This is a genomic window from Streptomyces sp. NEAU-sy36 (assembly GCF_013423905.1).
Taxonomy (GTDB): Bacteria; Actinomycetota; Actinomycetes; order Streptomycetales; family Streptomycetaceae; genus Streptomyces; species Streptomyces misionensis.
Genome location: NZ_CP058977.1, coordinates 7375283 through 7401926, shown reverse-complemented (window position 1 = coordinate 7401926; position 26644 = coordinate 7375283). Strand labels below are relative to the sequence as shown.

The following is a 26644-nucleotide window of genomic DNA, read 5'->3' as shown; positions in this document are numbered from 1 at the left end:
CCTCGCGCCTCCCCTCACCCGCGAGGGGCGGTGACGAGCCGGAAGGTTCCGTGGCCACCGCTTCGCAGGCCCGCCATGTCGGACGGGTCCGTGTCGGCCCGGACGGCATGGATGCCGAACCCTCCCCGGCCCGCGGGGGCGTCCTCGGCGGCGCTGATCCGGTACTCCACGATGCGGGTGCCGTGGGCGGGCAGGTCCTTGGCACCGGAAGCGCCGGCCAGGGGGTCGTAGTCGTTGGCCACACGCAGTTCGACGGGGTGCCAGTCGCCGTCGGGCGCCTCGCGCCGTTCCAGCGTCAGCCCGGGCTTCCGCTCGCCCGCGTAGTCCCACTCGACCTGCGCGGAGAGCGCGATGTCCCGGAGTGTCGTGCCGGTGGTGTTGCAGAGCTTGACGAGGACGGTGCGCGGTTCGCCGCCAGGCCGGACGGTGACGTCTTCTTCCGGGCCCACGACCGTGGTGATCAGACGGCCGTCGGTCCTGTCGGCAGCGGTGGGCTCGGGGCAGGGCTTGCCGCGGAAGGCCGCGAAGCCGGGGTTCGGCGCGCTCTTCGAGGCGCTGCCCTTGTCCCCGTCCGCCAGGGCCGACGGACCCTCGCAGGCGGTGCCGAAGAGTATCGCCGTTCCTGCGGCGGCGGCGACGGCGCTCCTGGCCCAGACCCTGTTCACGTGCACGGATACTCCCTCTCGTGGGCCTCTGGTCGGTGATCATCATGCCTGAGGGCCGCCATAGGTGACAGTCCCGGCGAATCCACCCGGCGGACCCGGCCGGGCGGGCCGTGTCGGCCGGCCCGGTCCCCGAAGACGCCGACGGCCCCCGGCGGAGAGCCGGGGGCCGTCGTGCTGCCTGTGGGGGCGGGGATCAGTCCTTGATCTCGCAGATCGCCGCGCCCGAGGTGATGGACGCGCCCACCTCCGCGGTGAGGCCCTTGATGGTGCCGGCCTTGTGGGCGTTGAGGGGCTGCTCCATCTTCATGGCCTCCAGGACGACGACCAGGTCGCCCTCCTTGACCTCCTGGCCCTCCTCCACGGCGATCTTGACGATGGTGCCCTGCATCGGGGAGGCGAGGGTGTCACCGGAGGCCACCGGGCCGGACTTCTTGGCGGCGCGGCGCTTCGGCTTGGCACCGGCGGCGAGGCCGGTGCGGGCCAGGGACATGCCCAGCGACGACGGGAGGGAGACCTCCAGGCGCTTGCCGCCGACCTCGACGACGACGGTCTCGCGGCCCGCGTCCTCCTCCGCCTCGGCGTCGGCCGGCGCGGCGAAGGGCTTGATCTCGTTGACGAACTCGGTCTCGATCCAGCGGGTGTGGACCTTGAACGGCTCGGTGGAACCGGTCAGTTCGGGGGCGAAGGCCGGGTCCCTGACCACGACGCGGTGGAAGGGGATCGCGGTCGCCATGCCCTCGACCTGGAACTCGTCCAGCGCCCGCGCGGCCCGCTCCAGGGCCTCCTTGCGGGTGCGGCCGGTGACGACCAGCTTGGCCAGCAGCGAGTCCCATGCCGGGCCGATGACCGAGCCGGCCTCGACACCGGCGTCCAGGCGGACACCGGGACCGGACGGCGGGGCGAACGTGGTGACCGTACCGGGGGCGGGCAGGAAGTTGCGGCCCGGGTCCTCGCCGTTGATGCGGAACTCGAAGGAGTGGCCGCGCAGCTCCGGGTCGTCGTAGCCCAGTTCCTCGCCGTCGGCGATGCGGAACATCTCGCGGACCAGGTCGATGCCGGCGACCTCCTCGGACACCGGGTGCTCGACCTGGAGGCGGGTGTTGACCTCCAGGAAGGAGATCGTGCCGTCCTGGCCGACCAGGAACTCACAGGTGCCCGCGCCCTCGTAGTGGGCCTCCTTGAGGATGGCCTTGGAGGCGCGGTACAGCTCGGCGACCTGCTCGTCGGAGAGGAACGGCGCCGGGGCCTCCTCCACGAGCTTCTGGTGGCGGCGCTGGAGGGAGCAGTCACGGGTGGAGACGACGACCACGTTGCCGTGCTTGTCGGCCAGGCACTGGGTCTCCACGTGCCGCGGACGGTCCAGGTAGCGCTCCACGAAGCACTCGCCGCGGCCGAAGGCGGCGACCGCCTCGCGCACCGCCGAGTCGTACAGCTCGGGCACCTCTTCGAGGGTGCGGGCGACCTTCAGACCGCGGCCACCGCCGCCGAAGGCGGCCTTGATGGCGATCGGCAGGCCGTGCTCCTCGGCGAAGGCCACGACCTCGTCGGCGCCGCTGACCGGGTCCGGCGTGCCGGCCACCAGCGGGGCGCCGGCGCGCTGGGCGATGTGCCGGGCCGCGACCTTGTCGCCCAGGTCGCGGATGGCCTGCGGCGGCGGGCCGATCCAGTTCAGACCGGCGTCGATCACGGCCTGCGCGAACTCGGCGTTCTCCGAGAGGAAGCCGTAACCCGGATGGATGGCGTCCGCGCCGGATTCGCGGGCGGCGTTCAGGACCTTCTCGATGTCCAGATAACTGGTCGCCGGAGTGTCACCGCCCAGGGCGAACGCCTCATCCGCGGCGCGGACATGCAGAGCGTCCCGGTCCGGGTCCGCGTAGACGGCCACGCTCGCGATCCCGGCGTCCCGGCAGGCCCGGGCCACGCGGACAGCGATTTCGCCACGGTTGGCGATGAGCACCTTGCGCACGATTGAGGCTCCCTCCTTGAAACAAGCCGAGTTTAGGGACTGCCGACACGGCACTTCGACCCGTCCCCAATGGTGAGCTTGCCCACACGGAGCGTGATGCGGGGCTCGCCCGACCCGCGAAAGTCCCGGTCGCACCTTGCTACGCAGGACTCCTTCGGAAAACCCTAGCCCGCCCATGTGGCCAAGGTCTCTGTAAGGGCGTGCCGCGCCCCACTCGGTTTCTTTGTCGAGTCCCTACGAATGGCCCAACGATTCTTTGCTGCCGCGCGAACCCTTGTCCCCTGGTTTACCCGTTAGTAGCGTTCACGACGTCCCGTACTACTGCGGGTAACGGCGAACGGTTCGAGAGTGGGTGGGGATCGGTGGTGCGCAGGCCGGTGGCGTGGGTGGTGACCGTCGTCCTCCTGGCGGAGGCGCTCGGCGTCGCGGCGCTGAACTGGTTCCTCGGCGTGGTCGTGGAGCGGCAGAAGATGTCCATGGCCGGCCTGGACCCGCATCTGATGTCGACGTCCTCGAAGATCGGCGGCGTCGTCTTCGGCCTCTACTTCGCGCTGTGCGCGCTGGTCGCCCTGCTGGTGGCGGTCCGCGACCGCGCCCCCGCCGGGTTCGGCCGGGTCGTGCTGGTCAGCGCGGCCGTCGTGCACGGCCTGCTGGGCGCCTTCGCCTGGGGCCTGGTCGGCTGGACCGCCTTCCTGGTCATGGTGGTGGTGCTGGCGCTCCTCGTGCTGCTGCTGGTGTCCTACGACCGCGACGGCGGCCCCGGGCCGCGGTCCGTGCCCGGCGGGGACGGCGGGGCGGGCGGCGAGCCGAGGGCCGGGCACGGACCGGCCGCCGGCCCCGCGGGGGAACCCGTGGCGGGCCGTACGGAGGAGCCCCAAGATGGAGACGGGGAGGAGCCGCAGGACTCCGTCCCCGCCCGGTTCACTTCGCCGGTTCCCACAACTCCGTGATGCCGACGCCCAGTTCGGCGAGGAGCTTGCGCACCAGGGGCAGGCTGAGGCCGATCACGTTGCCGTGGTCGCCGTCGATGCCCTCGATGAACGGCGCGGAGCGGCCGTCCAGGGTGAACGCCCCGGCGACGTGGAGGGGCTCGCCGGTGGCCACGTACGCGGCGACCTCCTCGTCGCTGGGCTCGCCGAACCGCACGACGGTGGAGGCGGTCGCCGACACGTACCGCTTGGCCTCCGTGTCCCAGACGCAGTGACCCGTCTGGAGCACACCGGCCCGGCCGCGCATCGACTTCCAGCGGGCGGTGGCCTCTTCGGCGTCGGCGGGCTTGCCGAGCGCGTGCCCGTCCAGCTCCAGCACCGAGTCGCAGCCGATCACGAGGGCGCCCTGCACCTCGGGCAGCGCCGCCACGACGGAGGCCTTCGCCTCGGCCAGGGCGAGGGCCAGTTCGGCCGGGGTGGGAGCGGTGACGGCGTCCTCGTCGACCCCGCTGACCACGACCTCGGGAGCGAAGCCCGCCTGCCGGAGCAGGCCGAGGCGGGCGGGGGACTGGGAGGCGAGCACGAGTCGCCTGCGGCGCGTTGCGGTCATGCGGCCAGGTTAGTCACCCGGTTGCGCCGGGGCTCACCCGGCGACGAGAAGCCCTAGCGCAGACCGGCCACGGCCATCGCCAGGATGACGACGACGGCCATCAGGACGCCGAGCCGCCGCAGCATGTCCTGCGCGTCGCGCAGCTCTTTCGGAGGCTCGTCGTCCGGGTCTGACCACAACATGTCCCTAGCGTGCGGCCCGGCCGGCGGGGGCCGCCTGAGTACCGGTACTCAAGTCGGCCCCGCCGTCGCGCCCCGGTGCCCGGCCCCGTACGCGCGCCCCTTGGGGGATGCCCCTGGCGCATCCCCTGGGTGGACCGCCTGGAGGATCTCCCTAGCTGGGCCAGTAGGTGCGGGTCCAGGACGCCGGGCCCGGCCGGGGCACCCGCGCGGCGGCGATCCGCGACGGGTCCGCCCACGCGTCCCGCGGCCCCGGCGCGCCGGACGGCGCCACCGCTGCCGCCGCGGCGCGGGCCCGGACCACCGCCAGGGCGGCGGCCAGCTCCTCGGGGGTCGGGTTGCCTCGTACGACCTTGATCGTCATGTCGGCTCCTGTCGCTCGGCGGGCCTAGAGGGGGATGTTGCCGTGCTTCTTCGGGGGCAGTGATTCCCGCTTGGTGCGCAGCTGACGCAGGCCCCGGACGATGTGGGCGCGGGTGTCGGACGGCATGATCACCGCGTCGACATAGCCGCGCTCGGCCGCCACGTAGGGGTTGAGGAGGGTGTCCTCGTACTCCTGGATCAGCCGGGCCCGCACGGCCTCCACGTCCTCGCCGCTCGCCTCCGCCTCGGCGAGGGTGCGCCGGTGCAGGATGTTGACCGCGCCCTGGGCGCCCATGACGGCGATCTGGGCGGTCGGCCAGGCCAGGTTGAGGTCGGCGCCCAGGTGCTTGGAGCCCATGACGTCGTAGGCGCCGCCGAAGGCCTTGCGGGTGATCACGGTGATCAGCGGGACGGTGGCCTCGGCGTAGGCGTAGATCAGCTTGGCGCCGCGCCGGATGATGCCCTCGTGCTCCTGGCCGACGCCGGGCAGGAAGCCGGGCACGTCCACGAAGGTCAGCACGGGGACGTTGAAGGCGTCGCAGGTGCGCACGAAGCGGGCGGCCTTCTCGGAGGCGTCGATGTCGAGGCAGCCCGCGAACTGCATCGGCTGGTTGGCGACGACGCCCACCGGGCGGCCCTCGACCCGGCCGAAACCGGTGACGATGTTCGGCGCGAACAGGGCCTGCGTCTCGAAGAACTCGCCGTCGTCCACGACGTGTTCGACCACCGTGCGGATGTCGTACGGCTGGTTGGCGCTGTCCGGGACGAGGGTGTCCAGCTCGCGGTCCTCGTCGGTCAGGGAGAGGTCCGCCTCCTCCGGGAACACCGGGGGCTCGGAGAGGTTGTTGGACGGCAGGTAGGACAGCAGCTGCTTGATGTACTCGACGGCGTCCTTCTCGTCCCCGGCCATGTGGTGGGCCACGCCGGAGACGGCGTTGTGGGTGCGGGCGCCGCCCAGCTCCTCGAAGCCGACGTCCTCGCCGGTGACGGTCTTGATGACGTCCGGGCCGGTGATGAACATGTGCGAGGTCTGGTCGACCATCACCGTGAAGTCGGTGATGGCCGGCGAGTACACCGCGCCGCCCGCGCACGGGCCGACGACCAGGCTGATCTGCGGGATGACGCCGGAGGCGTGGGTGTTGCGGCGGAAGATCTCGCCGTACGCGCCGAGCGAGGCGACGCCCTCCTGGATCCGGGCGCCGCCGGAGTCGTTGATCCCGATGACCGGGCAGCCGGTCTTCAGGGCGAAGTCCATCACCTTGGCGATCTTCTGGCCGTAGACCTCGCCGAGGGCACCGCCGAAGACGGTGAAGTCCTGGGAGAAGACGGCGACCGGACGGCCGTCGACGGTGCCGTAGCCGGTGACGACGCCGTCTCCGTACGGCCGGTTCCGCTCCAGTCCGAAGTTGGTGGAGCGGTGCTGGGCGAACTCGTCCAGCTCGACGAACGACCCCTCGTCCAGGAGCAGTTCGATGCGCTCACGGGCCGTCAGCTTGCCCTTGGCGTGCTGCTTCTCGACGGCGCGCTCCGAACCGGCGTGCGTCGCCTCGTGAATGCGCCGCTGGAGATCCGCGAGCTTGCCCGCGGTCGTGTGAATGTCGATCCCTTGGATCTCTTGACGCTCTTCCGGCTCGGACATCGGGATGCGGCTCCCTGCCTGCTCAAAAGGGGGGACGGTTACTCGTTCGTAGAGTAGTGCTGGGCCTACCGATCAGCACTGCGTCGTTTGCCACACCTAGGGTGGCTTGCATGACGCCCCGAGATGCAGCAGACGACAACCGCGGCCGCTGGTCCGATCTGGACCGCCCGCCGCTGAACGCGACCGCCCTGCGCCGGGCCCTGGTGCGCGAGGGCGGACTGTGGTCCGGGCTCGACGTGGTGCAGCGCACCGGTTCCACCAACGACGACCTGGTGGCCCGGGTCGCGGCCGGACCGGTGCCGGAGGGCGCGGTGCTGGTGGCGGAGGAGCAGACGACCGGGAAGGGCCGCCTGGACCGCCGGTGGTCGGCGCCGCCGCGCTCCGGCCTCTTCGTCTCCGTGCTGCTGCGGCCCGCCGGGGTGCCGGTCGCGCGCTGGGGCTGGCTGCCGCTGCTCACCGGGGTCGCGGTGGCCACGGGGCTGGCGCGGGCGGCGGGTGTGGACACGGCGCTGAAGTGGCCGAACGACCTGCTGGTGACCGTGGACGGCGAGGAGCGCAAGGCCGGGGGCATCCTCCTCGAACGGGCCGGCGACGACGGCGTGGTGATCGGCTTCGGCCTCAACGTCTCGCTGCGGGCGGACGAACTGCCGGTCCCGGCAGCGGGTTCGCTGCTGCTGGCGGGCGCCGTGAACACGGACCGCGACCCGCTGCTGCGGGCCGTGCTGCGTTCCCTGGAGACCTGGTACGGCCGCTGGCGCGCGGCGGACGGCGATCCCGCCGTGTGCGGCCTCCAGGAGGCCTACGCGGCGGGCTGCGCGACGCTGGGCCGCACCGTGCGGGCACAGCTGCCGGGCGACCGCGACCTCGTCGGCGAGGCGGTGGCCGTGGACGGCGACGGCCGCCTGGTCATCGCCACGGCGGAGGGCGTCCAGGAACCGGTGGGCGCGGGGGACATCGTCCATCTGCGCCCGGCGTGACCACTGGCGGGGGACGGTCGTCGCACCTGGTCGGGACTACGGGCCCCGGCGTCCCGCAAGGGGCGCGGGGACGCGTGGCCGGGCCGGCGGACGTGGCCCGCGGGTGCGTGCGGCGGCCGGGGGCCGCAAGCTGAGGGCGGGCCTCCGGGGGACTCGGACGCGGGGACCTGCCGGTGCGGGGCGAGTGGACGTCGGCCGAACCCAACGGAGTGAGCTGGCGCACACCTGCCGTAGAGTTGAGGCCGGTCGATACCTGACCGCGGCAGATCGGAAGGGCAGCAGGCGTGACCGTCGACGACACGGGCCCCGGCGAGCAAGGCCGGACGGACCCCAGCGCCGCCGACTCCGGCGAGGATCCGCTCGCGCTCCGTCTCGAACAGCTCATCCTGGGCGCCGAGCGCCGCTACACCCCTTTCCAGGCCGCCCGCAGCGCAGGCGTCTCCATGGAGCTGGCGTCCCGCTTCTGGCGGGCGATGGGCTTCGCGGACATAGGCCAGGCCAAGGCCCTCACCGAGGCGGACGTGCTCGCCCTGCGCCGGCTCGCCGGTCTGGTGGAGGCGGGCCTGCTCAGCGAGGCCATGGCGGTGCAGGTGGCCCGTTCGACCGGCCAGACCACCGCCCGGTTGGCGGAGTGGCAGATCGATTCCTTCCTGGAGGGCCTGACCGAGCCCCCCGAGCCCGGCATGACCCGCACCGAGGTGACGTACCCCCTGGTCGAGCTGCTGCTGCCGGAGCTGGAGGAGTTCCTGGTCTACGTCTGGCGCCGGCAGCTCGCCGCCGCCACCGGCCGGGTCGTCCAGGCCGCCGACGACGAGGAGATGGTCGACCGGCGCCTGGCCGTCGGATTCGCCGACCTCGTCGGGTTCACCCGGCTGACCCGGCGCATGGAGGAGGAGGAACTCGGCGAACTCGTCGAGGCCTTCGAGACCACCGCCGCCGACCTGGTGGCCGCGCGCGGCGGCCGGCTCATCAAGACCCTCGGCGACGAGGTGCTGTACGCGGCGGACGACGCGGGCACGGCCGCGGACATCGCGCTGCGCCTGGTGGAGACGCTGGCCAACGACGAGACGATGCCCGAGCTGCGCGTCGGCATGGCCTTCGGCACCGTGACCACCCGGATGGGCGATGTCTTCGGCACGACGGTGAACCTCGCCTCCCGGCTGACCTCCATCGCCCCGCGCGACGCCGTGCTGGTGGACAGCGCGTTCGCCGAGGAGCTGATCCGCACCCGCGAGGCGCCCGCCTCGGAGGCGGAGGCGGCCGAGGCCGCGGCGGCCGCCGAGAAGGAGGGCGAGGAACCGCCGTCGTACCGCTTCGCGCTCCAGCCGATGTGGCAGCGGCCCGTGCGCGGGCTCGGCGTGGTCGAGCCGTGGCTGCTCGCCCGCCGGGACGGCCGGCAGCCGTAGCCGTCAGCCCCAGTGGGGCCCCGTCACGTCCACGCAGAGGCCGATCACCGGCAGGCACAGCCCGCCGGGGCCCGGCGCCGGCGCGCTCTGCCCGGGGTCGGGCGTGGGCGTGGGCTTCGGCGGCGGAGCGGGGTGCGAGGCGGGCGGTGCGGAGGCGGTGGAGGCAGGGGCCGTCGTCCGGGTCGGGGTGCTCGGCGCGGTGGTGACCGTCCGGGGCGGCGCCGCCGAACGGCCCGGCGCGGCGGACGCCCGCGGGGAGCCACCGGGGTCCGGTGCGGTGCCCGGTCCGCGCGGCACGGAGACCGCCGGGGCGAGCGCGCCGGGGCCTGCGGTGCGGGTCGCGGGGGCGGCCGTGGAACCACCCTTGAGGGTGGGGCCCGCCGTGGTGCCGGGGGTGACGCCCGGGGCGAGCCGGGGTTCGGCCGCCGCGGTGCCCGGGGCGCCGACGCCGGACTCCGGGGACATGCGGACCAGGCTCAGGACGGCCGCCGCGAGGGCGAGGCCGCCGACGGCGAGCAGGGCCTTGCGGCGGCGCGGCCTGCGGTGCCGGCCGCGCCGGAAGCCGCCGAACCGGCCGCCCGGCTCCGCCGGTGCCGTCGTCGTCCGTATCGGAGTACGCGTCGCTCGCATGTTCTCTCTCCCCCCACCGCGCAGCGCACGCTATGCGCTCCTGTGGGTGATGTGGGGGGAGACGGCCGTGATGTCACTCGAACGGGCGTAGCGGTGTGGGGTTTCCTGTGATCGGGTGCGGCTGCGATGATCGGGCCGACAGTGGGTTAACCCGCGTTAACAGGTGTACCGGAGGATGCGATGAGCGAGGCGCGGTTCGGGGAGTTCGTGCTGGTACGGCGGCACGGGTACGTCGCGGAGCTGGTGCTGGACCGGCCCAAGGCGATGAACGCCGTCTCCACGGAGATGGCCCGCTCGATCGCGGCCGCCTGCACGGCGCTGGGGGCGGACCGGGACGCGCGCGTGGTCGTCCTGACCTCGTCGCACGAGCGGGCCTTCTGCGTCGGCGCGGACCTCAAGGAGCGGAACTCCTTCACCGACGCCGACCTGATGCGGCAGCGGCCGGTGGCGCGGGGTGCGTACACCGGGGTGCTGGAGCTGCCGATGCCGACGATCGCGGCGGTGCACGGGTTCGCGCTGGGCGGCGGGTTCGAGCTGGCGCTCTCCTGCGACCTGATCGTGGCCGACCGCACGGCCGTGGTCGGGCTGCCGGAGGTGTCCGTGGGCGTGATCCCCGGCGGCGGCGGTACGCAGCTGCTGCCGCGGCGGGTCGGGGCGGCCAGGGCGGCCGAGCTGATCTTCTCGGCGCGGCGGCTGGAGGCCGCGGAGGCCGGTGAGCTGGGACTGGTGGACCAGGTGGTCGAGGAGGGGCGGGACCGGGACGAGGCGCTGGCGCTCGGCGCCCGGATCGCGGCGAACTCCCCGGTGGGGCTGCGGGCGGCGAAGCGGGCGCTGCGGCTGGGGCACGGCCTGGACCTGCGGACGGGGCTGGAGGTGGAGGACGCGGCCTGGCGGTCGGTGGCCTTCTCGGGGGACCGGGCGGAGGGGGTCGCCGCGTTCAACGAGAAGCGCAAGCCGCAGTGGCCGGGCGAGTAGCCGCCTCCGGGGTCACCGCTCACCCGCGCCGCCCGCCGACGTCACAAACCCCCCAAAACCTCCCTAGCCTGGAGTAATGGCTGACGACAAGCGGCTTGCCGCAGTGGTGGCGCTGGCCCAGGGGATGGCCGCGGCGCACACCCCCCGGGACTCGTGGGAGGCCGCCGCCCTCGGCGCCTGCCGCGCGCTGGACGGCAGTTTCGCGGCGCTGTCGGTGTGGGAGCGGGAGCTGGGCCGGCTGCGGGTGCTGGTGAACGTCGGGGACCGGCGCCCGGACGAGCAGGAGTTCCCGGAGGCCGAGGCCTACCCGGTGCACCAGTTCCCGGAGATCACCGAGTTCCTGCACGAGCGCTGGGCCGGCGGCGGTGGCCCCAACGCCTGGGTGGAGACCGCCGAGGGCACCGCCGCCGGCACCCCCGGCTACTTCCACCAGCGCGTCGCCGCCCTGCGCCGCCGCGGACGCGGCTGCTGTGTCGTCGCCCCCGTCGTGCTGCACGGCAGGGCCTGGGGGGAGGTGTACGTCGCCCGCGCCATCGGGGCTCCGGTCTTCGGCCGCGCCGACGCGGACTTCGCCACCGTGCTCGCCGCGGTCGTCGCCGCCGGGCTCGCGCAGACCGAGCAGCTGGAGGAGGCCCGCAGGCTCGCCTTCACCGACTCCCTCACCGGTCTCGCCAACCGCCGGGCCGTCGACGTCCACCTGGAGGAGGCGATCGAGCGGCACCGCGCGGACGGTGCCGTCGTCAGCCTCGTGGTCTGCGACCTCAACGGGCTCAAGCGGGTCAACGACACCCAGGGGCACGCGGTCGGCGACCGCCTCCTGGAGCGCTTCGGGTCGGTGCTGTCGCTGTGTGGGGCGATGGTGCCGGGCGCGCTCGCCGCGCGGCTCGGCGGGGACGAGTTCTGCCTGCTCGCGGTCGGCCCGCCCGCCGACGAGGTGGTCAAGGCGGCGGACGAGCTGTGCCGCCGGGCGGGCGTGCTGGAGCTGGGGGAGGGGGTGGCCTGCGGGGTCGCCTCGACCGAGGACCCGATCGGCCCGGTGGACGACGCCCGGCGGCTCTTCAGGCTCGCCGACGCCGCCCAGTACCGGGCCAAGGCCATGCGGGCGGACCGCCCCGTGGTGGCCGGCCGGGAGGGGCCGGACGATCCGGTCGTACGCCTCGCCGACGAGCCGCCGCCCTCCCGCGCCGAACGCCGCCGCTTCCGCGGCCGCCGGCCGTGACCGCCGGTCCCCGGTCCGCCGACCGCGGACCGCCTGCCCCCCGTCGGGGTGACCTCGTGAGGCGAAGGCCACACCGTCCCGTAAGGGGCGCTCCCCGTCCCCACTAGTGACATCACTGCATTCAATGCGTACGCTCCTGAATATGGATATGCACACTGTGGTGGTGGGGACGTCCGGTGTCTCGGCGTCCGACGTTCTCGCCGTGGCGCGCGGCGCTGCCCGCATCGAGCTGTCGGAGGAGGCGGTGGCCGCCCTGGCCGCGGCCCGCGAGATCGTGGACGCGCTGGCGGCCAAGCCGGACCCGGTCTACGGCGTCTCCACCGGTTTCGGCGCCCTGGCGACCCGGCACATCAGCCCGGAACTCCGTGCCCAGCTGCAGCGCAACATCGTCCGCTCGCACGCCGCCGGCATGGGCCCGCGCGTGGAGCGCGAAGTGGTCCGGGCCCTGATGTTCCTGCGGCTGAAGACCGTCTGCTCCGGGCACACCGGCGTGCGCCCCGAGGTCGCGCAGACCATGGCGGACGTGCTCAACGCCGGGATCACCCCGGTCGTGCACGAGTACGGCTCCCTCGGCTGCTCCGGGGACCTCGCCCCGCTGTCGCACTGCGCGCTGACCCTGATGGGGGAGGGCGAGGCCGAGGGGCCCGACGGGGTCGTGCGGCCCGCCGGCGAGCTGCTCGCCGCGCACGGGATCCAGCCGGTCGAGCTGCGCGAGAAGGAGGGGCTCGCGCTCCTCAACGGCACCGACGGCATGCTCGGCATGCTGGTCATGGCCCTCGCCGACCTCGACAACCTCTTCAAGTCCGCCGACATCACCGCCGCCCTCACCCTGGAGGCGCTGCTCGGCACCGACAAGGTGCTCGCGCCCGAGCTGCACGCCATCCGCCCGCACCCGGGCCAGGGCGACTCGGCCGCCAACATGCTGGCCGTCCTGAAGGGTTCCCAGCTCACCGGGCACCACCAGGACGACGCCCCGCGTGTCCAGGACGCCTACTCGGTGCGCTGCGCCCCGCAGGTCGCGGGCGCCGGCCGGGACACCATGGCGCACGCCCGCCTGGTCGCCGAGCGCGAGCTGGCCTCCGCCGTGGACAACCCGGTGGTGCTGCCCGACGGCCGCGTGGAGTCCAACGGCAACTTCCACGGCGCGCCGGTCGCCTACGTCCTCGACTTCCTCGCGATCGCCGCCGCCGACCTCGGCTCCATCGCCGAGCGGCGCACCGACCGGCTGCTGGACAAGAACCGCAGCCACGGGCTGCCGCCGTTCCTCGCCGACGACGCCGGCGTGGACTCCGGCCTGATGATCGCCCAGTACACGCAGGCCGCCCTGGTCAGCGAGATGAAGCGGCTCGCCGTCCCGGCCTCGGCCGACTCCATCCCGTCCTCCGCGATGCAGGAGGACCACGTCTCCATGGGCTGGTCGGCCGCGCGCAAGCTGCGCACCGCCGTGGACAACCTCACCCGGATCATCGCCGTCGAGCTGTACGCGGCCACCCGCGCCCTGGAACTGCGCGAGGGCCTGAGCCCCGCGCCCGCCTCCCGGGCCGTGATCGAGGCCGCCCGCGCCGCCGGTGTCCAGGGCCCCGGCCCGGACCGCTTCCTCGCCCCCGACCTGGCCGCGGCCGACGCCTTCGTGCGCGGCGGTCACCTGGTCGCGGCCGCGGAGACGGTCACCGGCCCGCTGCGGTAAGCCGCGCGCGGCGATCCGTGTAGAAGGAAAGGGGCCCTGTCACCGGACAGGGCCCCTTTCCTTCTACGTCACTTGAGCTTGGCCTCCTGGGCCTTCACCACGGCCGGCGTCACCGCGTACGCCTTCTCGGCCATCATCGAGCCGAGGTTCACCGTGAAGTAGCCGGACAGGGTGGTGCCGTGCCGGTCGACCTCGCCGTAGACCGGGGCCGTCTTCCCGTCGGTCTCGCTGAACGCGGCGAACGCCACCGATCCGTCGCCGCCGCCCGCGGCCTTCTCCTCGGTCACCTTGGTGAAGTTCACCTTGCTGCCCGCCTGTTGGCCGACGAAGCCACCCGCGCACGCCTTCACCGCGGCCGACACCGCCTTCAGGGCCTGCTCGGCGCCGTCGCCGTCGTACGAGGCGAGCGTCACCGTGGTGACGTCCCGGTCCAGGGACTTCTGCAGCGCGCCCTCGAACTTGTCCTCGTCCAGGTCGTCCAGGGACGTCGGCTTGCTCGCGGGCTGCTTCTGCGCCTTCTCGGTGGCGAGCCGGTCGGCGCTGGCCTGCGCGTCGACGGGCGGGAGCCCGCTGAGCACCTGCGTCAGCGGGCGGCAGTCCGCGCTGTCGGTGGTGATCCGCTTGGCCTCGGCCTGCTTGACCGGCCCGACGTCGAACCCGGGCAGCTCGTCCCCGGTGACGACCAGCTTCTTCAACTCGGCAGCGCTGGACGCCTTTTCGGGGCTCTTGCCCTTGGCGTCCGAGGAACTGTCCGAAGACCCCCCGGAACAACCCGTTGCAAGGGCGAACGACAGCGCGCTCACAGCGACGGCGGCGCACAGTCGCACGCCCGATGATCTCTTCATGAGCGAACTATGTAATCACTGTGAAAGATCAGTCAAGGCAGATTAAAAACCCAGGCGTTCGCGGCGCACCGAATACACCACGAACCCGGCGCCCAGGGCGAGGAACAGGGTGCCGCCGACGACGTAGGGCGTGGTGTCCGGGCTGCCCGTGTCGGCGAGTTGGGCGCTGCCGTCCGCCGCCCCGGTACCGGTCCGCGCGGTGTCCGCCGAGACCGCCTTGGCCTGCTCGGCGACCGGCGCGGAGAGGGCCGGAGCGGAGCCGGCCGCCGTGTCTCTCGCCGGGGTTTCCTGGGACGCGTTCGCGGACGGGACGAACCACAGGGCGCAGAGCAGGGTGCCCGCGGCGGTGGCGGTCAGCAACGGGCGGCGAGCGGATGACACGGAATATCGATCCCCTTGTGACGCTGGCGAATTGGCCGTGTGGGGCGATGTTAGTGAAAGGCGCGGGTCACGGGAAAGTCACGGCGGGTTTCGGCCGTACGCTCGCGCCATGAACGACGAAGAGACATCACGTTTTGTGCGGCTTCGCGTGGAGCTGGTGGTCGAGGTGCGCGACGAGGACGAGGTGGCCAAGGCCGCGCTGCGCCGGATCGCCGCCGACCAGGAGCTGCCGGAGGCCGAGCGCGGCCAGGCCGAGAGCGCTGTGACGGAAGACACCGCGGAGGCGCTGGCGTATCTCGTCGATCCGTTCGACCTGGTCAGCGAGGTGCCCGGGGTGGAACTCCAGCAGGCCTCCTGGTCGAGTGAGCGGATCGACTACGACCCTGACTCGCCCGAATGGGACATGGACGGGGATGATGGGCACGACGACGAAGAAGAGGACGGCATCGGCTGAACGTCCCGGGGCACTCCTGACCCCGGACGGCAACCGCCGTCCGGGGTTTCGCCGTCTCGGGGGGCGTACGGAACGGTCACGCACCACGCATCGCCCGGCGGCGAACCGCCAACCGCCTGGCGGGGGTGGTGTGCCCCACACTCCGGCGGATCCGGAACGGGACGAACCGGCCGTAGCGTTGAAGGTTCTCACGGGGAACTCTCGGGGTTATCTGCGACTCGGCAACGATGGAGAAGTTTGTGATGACGGACGGTAAGCGGCGCAAGGGCCTGGTGGCCGCGTCCGCTCTGCTCGGTGGTGTGCTGATGCTCTCGGCCTGTTCCGGAGGGGACAAGGCCTCGGCCCACGGCAACGGCGAATCATCGCAGGCCCAGGCGGACGCGGCGGCGGCCAAGAAGTCGTCGGAGGCGCAGATCGCGGTCACGCCGAAGGACGGCTCGAACAACGCGTCGATCAACAACTCCGGCACCGTCACGGTCAGCAAGGGCACGCTCACCACGGTCACCATGACCACCGAGGACGGAAAGAGCGTCGCCGGCCAGCTGTCCGCGGACAAGACCAGCTGGAAGCCGACCGTCCAGCTGGAGCGCTCCACCACCTACAAGATCGCCGCGGAGGCCAAGGACTCCCAGGGACGCATAGCCCACGAGAACGCGTCCTTCACCACCGTCTCCCCGACCAACAGCTTCATCGGCTCCTTCACCCCGGACAACGGCTCGACCGTCGGTGTGGGCATGCCGGTCTCGATCAACTTCGACAAGGCGATCACCAACAAGGCGGCCGTGCAGAAGGGCATCACGGTCACCTCCAGCAGCGGCCAGGAGGTCGCCTGCCACTGGTTCAACGCCAACCGCATGGACTGCCGCCCCCAGGACTACTGGAAGGAAGGCTCCACCGTCACCCTGAAGCTCGCCCTCGACGGCGTCCAGGGTGCCAACGGCGTCTACGGCGTCCAGCAGAAGACGGTCACCTTCCACATCGGCCGCAACCAGGTCTCCTACGTCGACGCGCAGACCCACCAGATGAAGGTCACGCAGGACGGCAAGGTCGTCAAGACCATCCCGATCTCCGCCGGCTCCCCCGAGCACACCACGTACGAGGGGCAGATGGTGATCTCGGAGAAGTTCAAGCAGACCCGCATGAACGGTGCGACGGTCGGCTTCACCGACGACGACGGCAAGGGCGAGTACGACATCAAGGACGTGCCGCACGCCATGCGCCTGACCACCTCCGGCACCTTCATCCACGGCAACTACTGGGGCGCCCCCTCGGTGTTCGGCAGCGTCAACACCAGCCACGGCTGCGTCGGCCTCCGGGACGTCAAGGGCGCCGGCGACCCGAGCACCCCGGCCGCCTGGTTCTACAACCACTCGCTGATCGGTGACGTCGTGGTCATCCAGCACACCGGCGACAAGACCGTCTCCCCGGACAACGGCCTCAACGGCTGGAACATGGACTGGGCCCAGTGGAAGGCCGGTTCGGCCGTCTGAGCCGCCCTCACCCCCGTGCCCGTGCCGCCCCCTCGGGGGCGGCACTCGCCGTTTTCGGGCCTTCTCATCGCCCTCTTATGACGGCCTCAGGGTGCCGTCACGCTGCGCTCCTAACGTGCCGCCATGTTCTTCACCTACCTGAGACGCGAACTGCGTCGCCGCAGGAAGGCGGCGCTCGTCGTCGCCTCCGGCCTCGCGCTGGGCATCGCGCTGGTCATCGTGGTCAACTCCGTGGCCAACGGCATGGGCAAGGCCCAGGACAAGGTCCTGCAGTCGCTCTACGGCCTCGGTACGGACATGACGGTCACCAAGGCGGCCACGCCCGCGGCCGCCGGCTCCCAGCAGCCCCGCTTCCAGTTCGGCGCGCGCGGCGAGGGCGACAAGACGACGCAGAGCAGCGACCGGGTCCGGGTGCAGGGCTTCACCACCCTCGCCTCATCCACCGTCGACAAGGTCGCGGGCCAGCGGGGCGTGGCGGCCGCGGCAGGCGGGCTGAACCTCTCCGTGGTCAAGGTCAGCGGCACCTTCACCCGCGGCCAGTTCCAGCAGGGCGGCGGCGCGGGCGGCTTCCGGCGCGGCGGCGCCTCCGGCGAACCGCAGGGCGAGGTCAAGGGCGGTGGCGCCGACTTCGGCATCAACCAGTACTCGGTCTACGGCACCGACGTCACCCGGACCGGGCTCGGCCCGCTGACCTCCTCGAAGATCACCAGCGGCCGCGGCTTCAAGACCACCGAGACCGACGCCAAGGTGGCCGTGGCCGACTCGGCCTACGCCAAGGAGAAGAAGTACAAGGTCGGCTCCACCGTCACCATCAAGGGCACCGCGTACAAGGTGATCGGCATCGCCACCGCGGACAGCGGCGACTCCGCGGCCAACCTGTACATCCCGCTGAAGCAGGCGCAGACACTCGCGGGCGAGAAGGACAAGGTCACCACCATCTACGTCAGGGCGACCGACTCCCAGCGCATCGACACCGTCAAGAGCGCCATCCAGAAGAACGTCTCCGGTACGACGGTCACCACCTCCTCCGACCTCGCCAAGACGGTCTCGGGCTCCCTGTCCACCGCCTCCTCGCTCGCCACCAACGTCGGCAAGTGGCTGTCGATCGCCGTGCTCGTCGCCGCGTTCCTGGTCGCCGGGCTGCTCACCTCGTCCGCGGTCTCCCGCCGGGTCCGCGAGTTCGGCACCCTGAAGGCGCTCGGCTGGAAGTCCGGCCGGGTCACCCGGCAGGTGGTCGGCGAGGCCGTCGTCAACGGCCTGGTGGGCGGCGTCCTCGGCATCGCCCTCGGCCTCGCGGGCGCCTACGCCGTCACCGCGATCAGCCCCACCCTCTCCGCCCAACTGGGCGCGAGCGGAGGCGGCTTCGGCGGTGAGCGGCCCGGCGGCGGCTCCTTCGGCGGCGGTGGCGCGGGCTTCGGCGGCCCCGGCCGGCAGGCGGCGAAGTCCCTGGAGATCGCCCTCACCGCCCCGGTGAGCGTGACGACCATCGCCCTGGCGGTGTGCCTCGCGGTGGCGGGCGGCCTGATCGCGGGGGCGTTCGGCGGCTGGCGCGCGTCGCGGCTGCGACCGGCGGACGCGCTGCGGCGGGTGGAGTAACGGCCGCGCAGCGCACCCACCCCAACCCTCCCAGGAGCCACCATGTACGACCTCAAGAACGTCACCAAGCGCTACACCCGGGGCAAGGAGACCGTCCACGCCCTCGACGGCGTCGACCTGACCATCGGCGACGGCGACCGCCTCGTCATCCAGGGCCCCACCGGCGGCGGCAAGTCCACCCTCCTCCAGATGCTCGGCGGCCTGGACCGCCCCACCTCCGGCCAGGTCGTCCTCGACGGCACGGACCTGGCCACGCTCGGCGAGGCCCGGCTGACCCGGGTCCGCAGCGAGAACATCGGCTTCGTCTTCCAGTCCTTCAACCTCATCCCCACCCTCACCGCCCAGGAGAACGTGGAGACCGCCCTCGTCCCCCTCGGCATCAAGGCCAAGGAACGGCGCGAACTGGCCGCCGACGCACTGAACTCCGTGGGGCTCGGCGAACGCCTCGCCCACCTCCCCTCGGAGATGTCCGGCGGTCAGCAGCAGCGCGTCGCCATCGCCCGCGCACTGGTGAAGAGACCCAAGGTGCTGCTCGCCGACGAGCCGACCGGCAACCTCGACGAGGGCATGCGCGACGAGATCATGGACGTACTCGAACGCCTGTGGCAGGAGCACGGGCTGACCTTCGTCATGGTCACCCACGACTCCGCCCTCGCGAAGAAGGCCCCCCGGCTGGTCACCATCCGCCGGGGCAGGATCACGGTGAAGGAGAACGCCGGGGCCTGAGGGGCTGCGCGGACGTCCCCGCCCGGGTGGCGTCCGCGCCCCAACTGGCCAGCAGACGCAGGGACTCGGCGGACGGGGAGCCGGGTTCCGCGTGATAGACGAGCAGGGACTGGTCGGTGCCGTCCGACAGCCGGAAGGACTCGAAGTTCAGGGCCAGGTCGCCCACCAGCGGATGGTGCAGCCGCTTGACGCCGTGACTCTTCTCCTTGACGTCGTGCGTGGCCCACAGCCGGCGGAACTCCTCGCTCTTCACGGAGAGTTCACCCACCAGGGCGGACAGGCGCGGGTCGTCCGGCCAGCAGCCCGCGTCCATGCGCAGGGCGCAGACGATGTCGATCGCCTTCTGCTCCCAGTCGATGAACAGCTCCCGGTACTCGGGCCGCAGGAACACCAGCCGCGCCCAGTTGCGCTCGCCCGCCGGCAGGTCGTCCCAGTCCCCGAAGACCGCGGCCGCCATCCGGTTCCAGGCGAGGATCTCCGAGCGCCGGCCCACGACGTACGCCGGTACGCCCTCCATCGTGTCCAGCAGCTGCCGCAGCGCCGGGCGCACGTGCTGCTGGCGGGCCGCGGGCTTCTTCTTGTGCGACTTCGGCTTGGCCAGGTGCGTCAGGTGCGCGTGCTCCGCGTCGGTGAGGCGCAGGGCACGGGCGATGGAGTCCAGGACCTCCGCCGAGACATTGCGGCCGTTGCCCTGCTCCAGGCGCGTGTAGTAGGCCACCGACACCCCGGCCAGCTGCGCCAGTTCCTCCCGGCGCAGTCCCGGCACCCGGCGGTGCCGGCCGAAGTCCGGCAGCCCCACGTCCTCCGGCTTCAGCCGGGCCCGTCGGCTGCGCAGGAACTCGCTGAGCTCGGCCCGCCGGTCCAGGGGCGGGCCGGCGACGGCTGCTTCCGGCTGTTCGTCCATACCACCAGTATCCGGTGGGGCCGCCGGTCGTGGGCGTGTCAGCCTGATCCCGCCAGTGGTAGGCACGGCGGTCGTACGCAAAGGCGTGGGCTGGGTGACCCGGGCCGGACGGGGCACGCTGGGTGGTGCGCTCGGTGGAAAGACAGCCGGCGCCTGCCCGATCCTGTGAGGGAGAACCCCGACATGACCAGTGTTGCCGCGTACGCCGCGCCCGCCCCCAAGGCCCCCCTGGAGCGGACCACCATCGAGCGACGGGCGGTCGGCGAGTTCGACGTACTGATCGACATCAAGTTCGCCGGCATCTGCCACTCCGACATCCACCAGGTCCGCGAGGGCTGGGGCAAGGCCATCTTCCCGATGGTGCCGGGCCACGAGATCGCCGGAGTCGTCTCCGAGGTCGGCTCCGGTGTGACCAAGTACGCCGTCGGCGACCGCGTGGGCGTCGGCTGCATGGTCGACTCCTGCCGGGAGTGCGACAACTGCAGGGCCGGCCTCCAGCAGTACTGCGACCAGCGTCCGACCATGACCTACAACGGCATCGGCAAGGACGGCCGGCCCACCTACGGCGGCTACTCGCAGAAGATCGTCGTGGACGAGAACTACGTCGTCCGCATCCCCGACGGGCTCGCCCTCGACGTGGCCGCCCCGCTGCTGTGCGCCGGTATCACCACCTACTCCCCGCTGAAGCACTGGAACGCCGGCCCCGGCAAGAAGGTCGCCGTCGTCGGCTTCGGCGGACTCGGCCACGTGGGCGTCAAGATCGCCCACGCGCTCGGCGCCGAGGTGACCGTCCTGTCCCAGTCGCTGCGCAAGAAGGACGACGGTCTGCGGCTGGGCGCCGACCACTACCACGCCACCAGCGACCCGAAGACCTTCGAGGACCTCAAGGGCACCTTCGACCTCATCCTCAACACGGTCTCGGCCCCGCTCGACTTCGCCGCGTTCCTGTCCCTGCTGCGCACGGACGGCGCCATGGTGAACGTGGGCCTGCCCGAGGAGCCGGTCCAGATCGTCCTGCAGTCCCTCTTCGGCAACCGCCGCAGCGTCAGCAGTTCCAGCATCGGCGGCATCCCGGAGACCCAGGAGATGCTGGACTTCTGCGCCGCGCACGGCCTGGGCGCCGAGATCGAACTCATCGGCGCGTCCGAGATCAACGACGCGTACGAGCGGGTGCTGTCGAGCGACGTCCGGTACCGCTTCGTGATCGACACCGCCACGATCTGAGCCGGTAGTCCGGCCGTACGCGCGCCCGGCCGCCCGCTGCCTCCGTGGCGCGCGGCCGGGTGCGCGCGTGCGCCGGGGCGGCGGCTCAGAGCCGGGTGTACGTGTCGATGTCCTCGCGGAACTCCTCGATCGCCCGGGGCGTGAGGGTCGGTCGGGTGTCGGAGACCGCGGCCATGTAGTCCTCGGTGCCGGCCGGGCGGCCCCGGCGCTCGGCGACCTCGCGCTCGAAGGCCGACTGCGCCCCCTTGCGGGCGGCGAACTCGATGTCGGCCGGGGTGAACAGCTCGGTGGCGGCGACCAGCCGGCCGAGGTCGACCGAGTCGCCCGCGTCCCTGAGGTAGCGGGTCCAGATCGCCGCGCGGGCGGTCGGGTCCGGCGGGCCGATGGGGATGACGTAGTCGAACCGCCCCGGCCGCAGGAAGGCGGCGTCGAGGGACCGTACGGAATTGGTCGCGCACACCAGCAGCCGGGCGTCGGGCTCCCGGAACACGGGGATCAGCTTCAGGAGTTCGTTGGTCACCCCGTGGCCGGGATCGACCGCCTTGCCGGAGCGCGCGGCGGCGATCTCCTCCACCTCGTCGATGAACAGCACCACCGAGTCCAGCTCCGCCAGGTCCGCGAAGGCCTCCCGCAGCGCCGTGGCCAGCCCCTCGCTGGTGTCGGCGGCGAGCCGGGACGGGAACAGCTCCACGAACGGCCAGCCGAGCCGGGAGGCGACCGCCTTGGCGAAACTGGTCTTGCCGGTGCCGGGCGGCCCGAACAGGATGACCGACTTGGGCGGCACGACGCCGTAGCGGTCGGCCAGCGCCGGCTCCGTCAGCGGCAGCACCACCCGGCGCTCCACCACCTGCTTCTCCCGTTCCATGCCCGCCATGGCGTCCCACAGCCCCGCGGGCAGCAGCCGCCCGCCGAGAGCCGTGAGGACGTCCGCGTTGGCGGCGCCGAGCGGTTCGAGCTTCTCGAAGTAGGCGAGGTCGTCGCGGCACCGGTAACCGGTGTTCGTCAGCGCCTTCGAACCGGCGGCGCCCGAGGGCAGCAGCGCGCTGATGTACCGGACCCCCAGCGCCCGCAGCCGCCGCTCCAGCTCGGCGAGCAGGGCGCTGCCGATCCCGCGCTCGCGCCAGCGGGCGGCGAGTGCCATCAGCAGGATCCAGCCCCGCTTGCCCTGGGCCTGGGCCACGGCCATCCCCACCAGTTCGTCCCCGACCACGGCGACCACCGCCGTCTGCCCGGCCTTCGCCGCGGCCATCACCTCGGACACCGGGAACACCGGGTCCTCGTCGGCCTGCCGGGACTGGTCCCAGATCTGGATGGCCTGGTCGAGATCGTCGTCGTGATAGTCGCGCAGGTGCCATGCCGGCATGGGGACACCACCTCACCGCCGGGGGAGTCTTCCATTGTCTCCGCGGGTGCGGAGGACGACACCTCAGGGCGCCGGCGCCCCGGCCCCGGTCAGGCGGCCACCGCTCCCACGGTCTCGTTGCGGACCCGGCAGTAGTACTCCGCCGGGTCGCCCCGGTAGCTCCACGGCAGGGCGTCCACATAGCCGTCGACCAGCAGGAACTGTTCCAGCGCCGCCTCGTGCCGGTCCTGGAGGTGGAGGTAGTAGGCGAGCAGGTGGCGCAGCTGGGCGAGGCCCGGACGGTCGGGGTCGGCGGCCGCGCAGGCCGTGGCGTCGGCGAGACCCGCGTCCACCAGGGCGAGCATCTCGGGGGTGCTGTCCACCGCGACATCGGTGGTGTCGTCGTGCTCGAAGTGCGCGATCAGCGGCAGCGCCGTCAGCAGGCTGCCGGGCGGCGCCCCGGCCGCCGCGCGCGCCGCGAACTCGAACGCCAGCCGCTTGGAGCCGCGCCACTTCTCGCACCAGTACTGGAGCGCCGCGTAGTGCGCCCCGTAGTGGTGCGGGGCGCGCTTGGTGATCTCCGCCCACAGCTTGTCCATCTCGGCGTGCGGATACCCGAGGCCGAGCGCCACCCAGACCTCCACCACGTACGGCGTCGGGTCCTCGGGGTTCAGCTCCGCGGCCCGCGCGATCTCCTCGCGGGCCGTGGCCAGCGTGCGGTGGAAGCCGTCGAACTGCTCCCGGGTGGTGGACCCGGCCCGCTGCGCGCCGCGCAGCTCCCACGCCAGGTACACCGTGCTCTGCGCCCTGACCACGGCCGCGTCCGGGTCCGCGAGGCGCGCGGCCTCCCAGTCCGTCAGCCAGCCGTCCTCCTGGGCCGCGAGCGTGCCCAGCAGCGACACGATCGACGAACGGCGTTCCCAGTCACGTCCGTTGGCGCGCAGCAGCGCCGCCGCCGGCTGCCAGTCGCCGCCGCGCGCCGCCTCCAGGGCGGCCGACCAGGGGGCGGGCACGGGCGCCGAGTGCTCGGTGTCCTGCCGCTCCGGGGGCAGCAGTCCCCGCTGCTCGGCGGCGATCGCCGTCTCGTTCGGGTCCGGCGGACTCGGGGAGAACAGCTCCTTCAGGAACACACCGGTGAGCCACACGGCGGCGATCACCACGGGCAGGGCCAGGATGCCCAGGATCCACAGGAGGACGGTCATCGGTGAGTGCGGTCCGTTCGTCTCGTCAGGGGGGAGCCGGCGGGAGGCCGGCGGGAGGGGGTGGTCACGCGGGCTGGGGGGCCGGCGGCAGCAGGGCGCGCAGGGCGCCGGTGTCGGGCTGGTCCGCCAGGACCGCGTCCAGCGCCGCCTCCAGGGCGGCCTCCGGGGCCGTTCCGGCCCCGGCCGTCGCCGTCGTCTCGCCGGGCAGCCGTACCTCGGCCGGGCGGGACCAGGAGAACTCCCAGTTCAGCAGCGAGCGCGCGCTGAACTCGGCCAGCACCATGGTCCGCAGCGACCGGCGCAGCACCGGCCGGGCGAACTCGCGCCGGGCCCGGCCCCGCGCCGCGGACGCCTCCGGCGACAGCGGCAACCGGTCGGCCAGCTGCCACAGCCGGCCGTCGTCGACCGTCTCCAGCAGCGCGGCCAGTGTCGGCGGCTGCCCGGTGTAGTCGGCCAGCGCCTGGTGCAGCGGGGTCCGCGCGGCGGACAGGCCCGAGGCCATCGAGGCGTTCAGCAGCTCCGGCCAGCCGGTGGCGCGGCCGAAGGCCAGCACCTCGTCGGTCAGGACGGCGTCCTCCAGCGCGGCCAGGGTCCGCTGCGGGTCGGCGAGCAGGGCGAGCGCCGGACCGGTGGCCTCCTCGGCACGGCCGTCGGCGGGCAGCGCCTCGATCCGCCGCACCCGCTCGGCGATCGGCGGATGTGAGTCGTACGCGTCCTCCGTCTCCTCCGGCAGCTCCGTGCGCAGCCGCTCCAGCTCCTGCTCACGGGCCGTCAGCAGGCGGCCGAAGCCACCGAAGAACTCGCCGCGCGGCGGCAGCAGCCGGGCCGACAGCCCCAGGGTGGCGTACGAGTCCAGGTAGAAACCGTGGGAGACGGACAGCGCCGGGATCTCGCGCAGCGTGGCGGCCGTCGCGTCGCGCCCCGCGATCCGGGCGGCGACCTGGTCGGCGGCGAACTCCTGGCCGCGCGCCGTGGACAGGGAGGCACGCAGGTACAGCTTGGCGTACTGGGTGTAGATCCCGGCCATCACCCGGTACATCGCCCCGGAGCCCGAGGTGTCGACCGCCTTGGCCTTCTTCCCCTTGGCGACCCGCTTGGCCGCGGCCCGCTCCTGCTTGCCGCGGTCGGCGGCCACCTTGCCGTCCGCCCGCTCGTGGAACTGCTCGATGACCCGGCCGATCTGCACCCGGCCCCGCACCACCAGCGCGGACAGCCGGGTGTCGCCGCCGGTGAAGTGGCCGTACTCATGGCCGAGCACGGACCTCAGCTGCGCCTCGGTGAGACCGATCAGCAGCGGCACGCCCAGGTAGAGGCGGCGCGGACCCGGGAGCAGACCGAGCAGCCGGGGCTCCTCGCTGACCGCCGCGTTGACCTCGCCGGTGAGCCGGATCCGGTCGGGGGCGCGGGTGCCGGCCGCAGCCGCGACCTCCCGCACCAGCGCCCACAGCCGGGGCTCGGCCGCCTCGGTGACGTCGATCCCCGGGCCGTCCTCGCCCTTCGGGGTGCGCAGCATCAGCATGCCCCGCACGACCGGGATGGCCAGCAGCACGGTGACGAAGCCGAGTTTGAACACCAGGGGGCCGTGGCCCCAGGTGAAGGCGGCGATGTCGACGCCGACCAGTGCGGCCAGCAGGACCAGGCTCAGCAGATAGAAGCCGAGCAGCAGCACAAGAGCGCGCAGCGCGCGCAGAGTTGCGCCCATCGGGTGGATCCCCCCACAGGACCTCGAAGACGGGAAAGGGACGGGTTCGGCACGCCCGCGCCGGTGGATGCCGGTGCGCGCGCCGCGGTGTGGGGGGATGCCGGAGTATGCCCTACCGCAGGTCAGAAGGGCAATCGAGTTGTTCCGGGGACCCGGCCGGGGTCAGTGCGGCAGGCTGGCCGGATTGCCGCCGTTGGCCTCGTAACCGGCCACCGCGAGGGCGCGGTAGACGGCGAACTCGGCCGCCGGATCGGCCGCCAGGGACCAGGGCAGGGCGCCGACATGACCGTCCACCCGTATCAGCTGGTGCATGGCCTCGGCCCAGCGCTCGGCGCGGACCAGGAAGAAGACCAGCATGTGGCGGACGTGCGGGAGCACCGGGTCGTCCGAGCGGGCCTCCTGCGCCGCGTGCTGCGCGCCCAGGACGGCCTTGGCGACGACCTCGCCGCGGTACAGGCTCAGCACCAGGTTCACCTCGGGCAGGTGCTCGAAGACCGCGAACAGCGGCAGCGCGGCCAGCAGCGAGCCCCGCGGGGCGCGGGCCGCGGCCGCCTCGGCGAAGGCGTACGCCTGCTCACGCGAGCCGTGCCACTTCTCGCACCAGTAGTGCAGCGCGGCCAGGTGCGCGCCCATGTGGTGCGGGGCACGGTCGAGGACCTTCAGCCACAGACCCTCGAACTCCTCCCGGGAGCAGCCCAGCCCCCGGGCGACCGCCAGCTCGATGATGTGCGGCACCGGATCGGCGGGCGCCAGGGCGGCCGCCTGCCCGCACACCTCCCGGGCCTCCTCCATGATGAGCCGGAAGTCCTTCGTACCGTCCGCCAGGGCCCGCCAGCCCTGCTGCACCAGGAACTCCGCGTGCACCGCGGCGCCGCCCGCGTCCTGCGGCCGCTCGGCCCGCCACACCCGCAGCCACTGGCCGCCCGGCGTCTCGTGCACCCCGCCCGGCCGCTGCCGCAGCTCCAGCGCGGCCGCCCCGGCGAGGGCCTGCACCCGCTGCCAGCGCAGCTCGCCGTCCGTCTCGGTGCCGGCCAGCAGCTGGGCCGCCGCCGTGTAGTCCTGGGTGCGCTGCACCAGTTCCAGCGCGTCCAGCAGGTCCTGGTCCGGGCCGGGCAGGCGGATGTCCAGCTCCTCCTGGCGCAGGAAGCCGTAGGCCGCGGGGTCGGCGGCGTCCGGGTGGCCCGGGTGCACCTGCTCGATCATCCCGCGCCTGCGCCGCACGAGCGGGAGCGCCACGAAGCCCAGCATGAGCAGCGCCATGAGCAGCCAGAGAATCGCCATGCCCCAAGCGAACCAGACACGACCGACAATTGACCAACCCCGCCCCGGGCCTGTGGACAACTCTGGTTCGGGCCATGACAGCCGACCGCGGCCCGGCCGACCGGCTCCGCCCGGCCCCCGCCGCCCGGTCCGGCCCCCGCCGCCCGGTCCGGCCCCCGCCGCCCGGTCCGGTCCCCGCCGCGGTCCCCGCCGCCCGGCCCAGCCCCGCCCCCGGCCCCGCCCCCACCGTCAGGTCCCGATCCCGCCCCGGCG

General features: G+C 72.9%; 25 protein-coding genes. 11 read left to right on the top strand and 14 right to left on the bottom strand.

Translation table 11 applies throughout. The annotated features are described in order from the left end of the window. Positions 1 to 14 precede the first annotated feature (14 nt). Both HZZ00_RS32340 and HZZ00_RS32335 read right to left on the bottom strand, forming a co-directional pair. Entirely contained in the window at positions 15 to 671 is a 657-nt protein-coding gene (locus HZZ00_RS32340) for a hypothetical protein (RefSeq protein WP_180329692.1), read from the bottom strand. Positions 672 to 858: 187 nt separating this feature from the next. Beyond that, positions 859 to 2631: a biotin carboxylase N-terminal domain-containing protein gene (locus HZZ00_RS32335; RefSeq protein WP_180329691.1), complete on the bottom strand. Its 1773-nt coding sequence runs from the start codon at positions 2629 to 2631 to the stop codon at positions 859 to 861. Between the two features lie 362 nt (positions 2632 to 2993). On the opposite strand from HZZ00_RS32335, the gene HZZ00_RS32330 reads away from it, so the two are divergent. Next, positions 2994 to 3581 (top strand): hypothetical protein, encoded by a 588-nt coding sequence (locus HZZ00_RS32330; protein ID WP_257585490.1) that lies wholly within the window; start codon positions 2994 to 2996, stop codon positions 3579 to 3581. Here the strand turns inward: HZZ00_RS32330 and HZZ00_RS32325 are convergent. The 4 genes from HZZ00_RS32325 to HZZ00_RS32315 form a co-directional block, all read right to left on the bottom strand. Beyond that, positions 3553 to 4170, bottom strand: coding sequence for a nucleoside triphosphate pyrophosphatase (locus tag HZZ00_RS32325; protein ID WP_180329690.1), 618 nt, complete (start codon positions 4168 to 4170; stop codon positions 3553 to 3555). The two genes, HZZ00_RS32330 and HZZ00_RS32325, sit on opposite strands and share 29 nt — an antisense overlap. 53 nt (positions 4171 to 4223) lie before the next feature. Further along, entirely contained in the window at positions 4224 to 4352 is a 129-nt protein-coding gene (mmpB, locus tag HZZ00_RS38890; RefSeq protein WP_257585489.1) for a morphogenic membrane protein MmpB, read from the bottom strand. Positions 4353 to 4503: 151 nt separating this feature from the next. After that, positions 4504 to 4713 (bottom strand): acyl-CoA carboxylase epsilon subunit, encoded by a 210-nt coding sequence (locus HZZ00_RS32320; RefSeq protein WP_180329689.1) that lies wholly within the window; start codon positions 4711 to 4713, stop codon positions 4504 to 4506. A 24-nt stretch (positions 4714 to 4737) separates the two neighbouring features. Next, positions 4738 to 6351 (bottom strand): acyl-CoA carboxylase subunit beta, encoded by a 1614-nt coding sequence (locus HZZ00_RS32315; protein WP_180329688.1) that lies wholly within the window; start codon positions 6349 to 6351, stop codon positions 4738 to 4740. Between the two features lie 110 nt (positions 6352 to 6461). On the opposite strand from HZZ00_RS32315, the gene HZZ00_RS32310 reads away from it, so the two are divergent. Both HZZ00_RS32310 and HZZ00_RS32305 read left to right on the top strand, forming a co-directional pair. Next, the gene (locus tag HZZ00_RS32310; protein ID WP_180329687.1) at positions 6462 to 7328 is read left to right on the top strand and encodes a biotin--[acetyl-CoA-carboxylase] ligase; all 867 of its coding nucleotides are present in this window, start codon (positions 6462 to 6464) and stop codon (positions 7326 to 7328) included. 284 nt (positions 7329 to 7612) lie between these two features. Continuing rightward, positions 7613 to 8734: an adenylate/guanylate cyclase domain-containing protein gene (locus HZZ00_RS32305; RefSeq protein WP_070026148.1), complete on the top strand. Its 1122-nt coding sequence runs from the start codon at positions 7613 to 7615 to the stop codon at positions 8732 to 8734. A gap of 3 nt (positions 8735 to 8737) precedes the next feature. Here HZZ00_RS32305 and HZZ00_RS32300 read toward each other — a convergent pair whose 3' ends face one another. Next, positions 8738 to 9364: a hypothetical protein gene (locus HZZ00_RS32300; protein WP_257585487.1), complete on the bottom strand. Its 627-nt coding sequence runs from the start codon at positions 9362 to 9364 to the stop codon at positions 8738 to 8740. A gap of 180 nt (positions 9365 to 9544) precedes the next feature. Between HZZ00_RS32300 and HZZ00_RS32295 the strand changes: the two genes are divergently transcribed. From HZZ00_RS32295 to hutH, 3 genes are all read left to right on the top strand, one after another. Beyond that, on the top strand, positions 9545 to 10339 hold the full coding sequence (locus HZZ00_RS32295; RefSeq protein ID WP_180329686.1) for an enoyl-CoA hydratase/isomerase family protein: 795 nt from the start codon (positions 9545 to 9547) through the stop codon (positions 10337 to 10339). Positions 10340 to 10415: 76 nt separating this feature from the next. Then, positions 10416 to 11558 carry a GGDEF domain-containing protein gene (locus HZZ00_RS32290; protein WP_074993101.1) on the top strand — a complete coding sequence of 381 codons (1143 nt, stop codon included), beginning with the start codon at positions 10416 to 10418 and terminating at the stop codon, positions 11556 to 11558. A gap of 148 nt (positions 11559 to 11706) precedes the next feature. Then, positions 11707 to 13245, top strand: coding sequence for a histidine ammonia-lyase (gene hutH / locus HZZ00_RS32285; protein WP_180333795.1), 1539 nt, complete (start codon positions 11707 to 11709; stop codon positions 13243 to 13245). Positions 13246 to 13313: 68 nt separating this feature from the next. Here the strand turns inward: hutH and HZZ00_RS32280 are convergent, their stop codons facing one another. Continuing rightward, positions 13314 to 14090: a hypothetical protein gene (locus HZZ00_RS32280; protein WP_257585486.1), complete on the bottom strand. Its 777-nt coding sequence runs from the start codon at positions 14088 to 14090 to the stop codon at positions 13314 to 13316. A gap of 42 nt (positions 14091 to 14132) precedes the next feature. After that, a complete protein-coding gene (locus HZZ00_RS32275; RefSeq protein WP_180329685.1) occupies positions 14133 to 14471 on the bottom strand; it encodes an LAETG motif-containing sortase-dependent surface protein in 339 nt (112 codons plus the stop codon). Between the two features lie 109 nt (positions 14472 to 14580). Here HZZ00_RS32275 and HZZ00_RS32270 point away from each other — a divergent pair, with 109 nt between their 5' ends. From HZZ00_RS32270 to HZZ00_RS32255, 4 genes are all read left to right on the top strand, one after another. Beyond that, positions 14581 to 14925, top strand: coding sequence for a hypothetical protein (locus tag HZZ00_RS32270; RefSeq protein WP_180329684.1), 345 nt, complete (start codon positions 14581 to 14583; stop codon positions 14923 to 14925). Between the two features lie 242 nt (positions 14926 to 15167). Then, a complete protein-coding gene (locus HZZ00_RS32265) occupies positions 15168 to 16415 on the top strand; it encodes an Ig-like domain-containing protein (RefSeq protein WP_180329683.1) in 1248 nt (415 codons plus the stop codon). A gap of 123 nt (positions 16416 to 16538) precedes the next feature. Next, the gene (locus HZZ00_RS32260) at positions 16539 to 18011 is read left to right on the top strand and encodes an ABC transporter permease (protein ID WP_180329682.1); all 1473 of its coding nucleotides are present in this window, start codon (positions 16539 to 16541) and stop codon (positions 18009 to 18011) included. 42 nt (positions 18012 to 18053) lie between these two features. Next, entirely contained in the window at positions 18054 to 18737 is a 684-nt protein-coding gene (locus HZZ00_RS32255; protein ID WP_180329681.1) for an ABC transporter ATP-binding protein, read from the top strand. On the opposite strand, the gene HZZ00_RS32250 is transcribed toward HZZ00_RS32255, so the two are convergent. After that, the gene (locus HZZ00_RS32250) at positions 18709 to 19641 is read right to left on the bottom strand and encodes a helix-turn-helix transcriptional regulator (protein WP_180329680.1); all 933 of its coding nucleotides are present in this window, start codon (positions 19639 to 19641) and stop codon (positions 18709 to 18711) included. The genes HZZ00_RS32255 and HZZ00_RS32250 overlap by 29 nt on opposite strands. A gap of 183 nt (positions 19642 to 19824) precedes the next feature. Here HZZ00_RS32250 and HZZ00_RS32245 point away from each other — a divergent pair, with 183 nt between their 5' ends. Beyond that, positions 19825 to 20865 carry an NAD(P)-dependent alcohol dehydrogenase gene (locus HZZ00_RS32245; RefSeq protein WP_180329679.1) on the top strand — a complete coding sequence of 347 codons (1041 nt, stop codon included), beginning with the start codon at positions 19825 to 19827 and terminating at the stop codon, positions 20863 to 20865. 85 nt (positions 20866 to 20950) lie between these two features. Here HZZ00_RS32245 and HZZ00_RS32240 read toward each other — a convergent pair whose 3' ends face one another. The 4 genes from HZZ00_RS32240 to HZZ00_RS32225 all read right to left on the bottom strand — a co-directional run bounded on the left by HZZ00_RS32240 (position 20951) and on the right by HZZ00_RS32225 (position 26392). After that, complete coding sequence (locus HZZ00_RS32240) at positions 20951 to 22228, bottom strand: ATP-binding protein (protein WP_180329678.1); 1278 nt, start codon at positions 22226 to 22228, stop codon at positions 20951 to 20953. 89 nt (positions 22229 to 22317) lie between these two features. Next, positions 22318 to 23409, bottom strand: coding sequence for a hypothetical protein (locus HZZ00_RS32235; RefSeq protein WP_180329677.1), 1092 nt, complete (start codon positions 23407 to 23409; stop codon positions 22318 to 22320). Positions 23410 to 23473: 64 nt separating this feature from the next. Continuing rightward, the gene (locus tag HZZ00_RS32230) at positions 23474 to 25111 is read right to left on the bottom strand and encodes a M48 family metalloprotease (protein ID WP_180329676.1); all 1638 of its coding nucleotides are present in this window, start codon (positions 25109 to 25111) and stop codon (positions 23474 to 23476) included. 162 nt (positions 25112 to 25273) lie between these two features. Further along, positions 25274 to 26392 (bottom strand): hypothetical protein, encoded by a 1119-nt coding sequence (locus HZZ00_RS32225; RefSeq protein WP_180329675.1) that lies wholly within the window; start codon positions 26390 to 26392, stop codon positions 25274 to 25276. Positions 26393 to 26644: the final 252 nt, after the last annotated feature.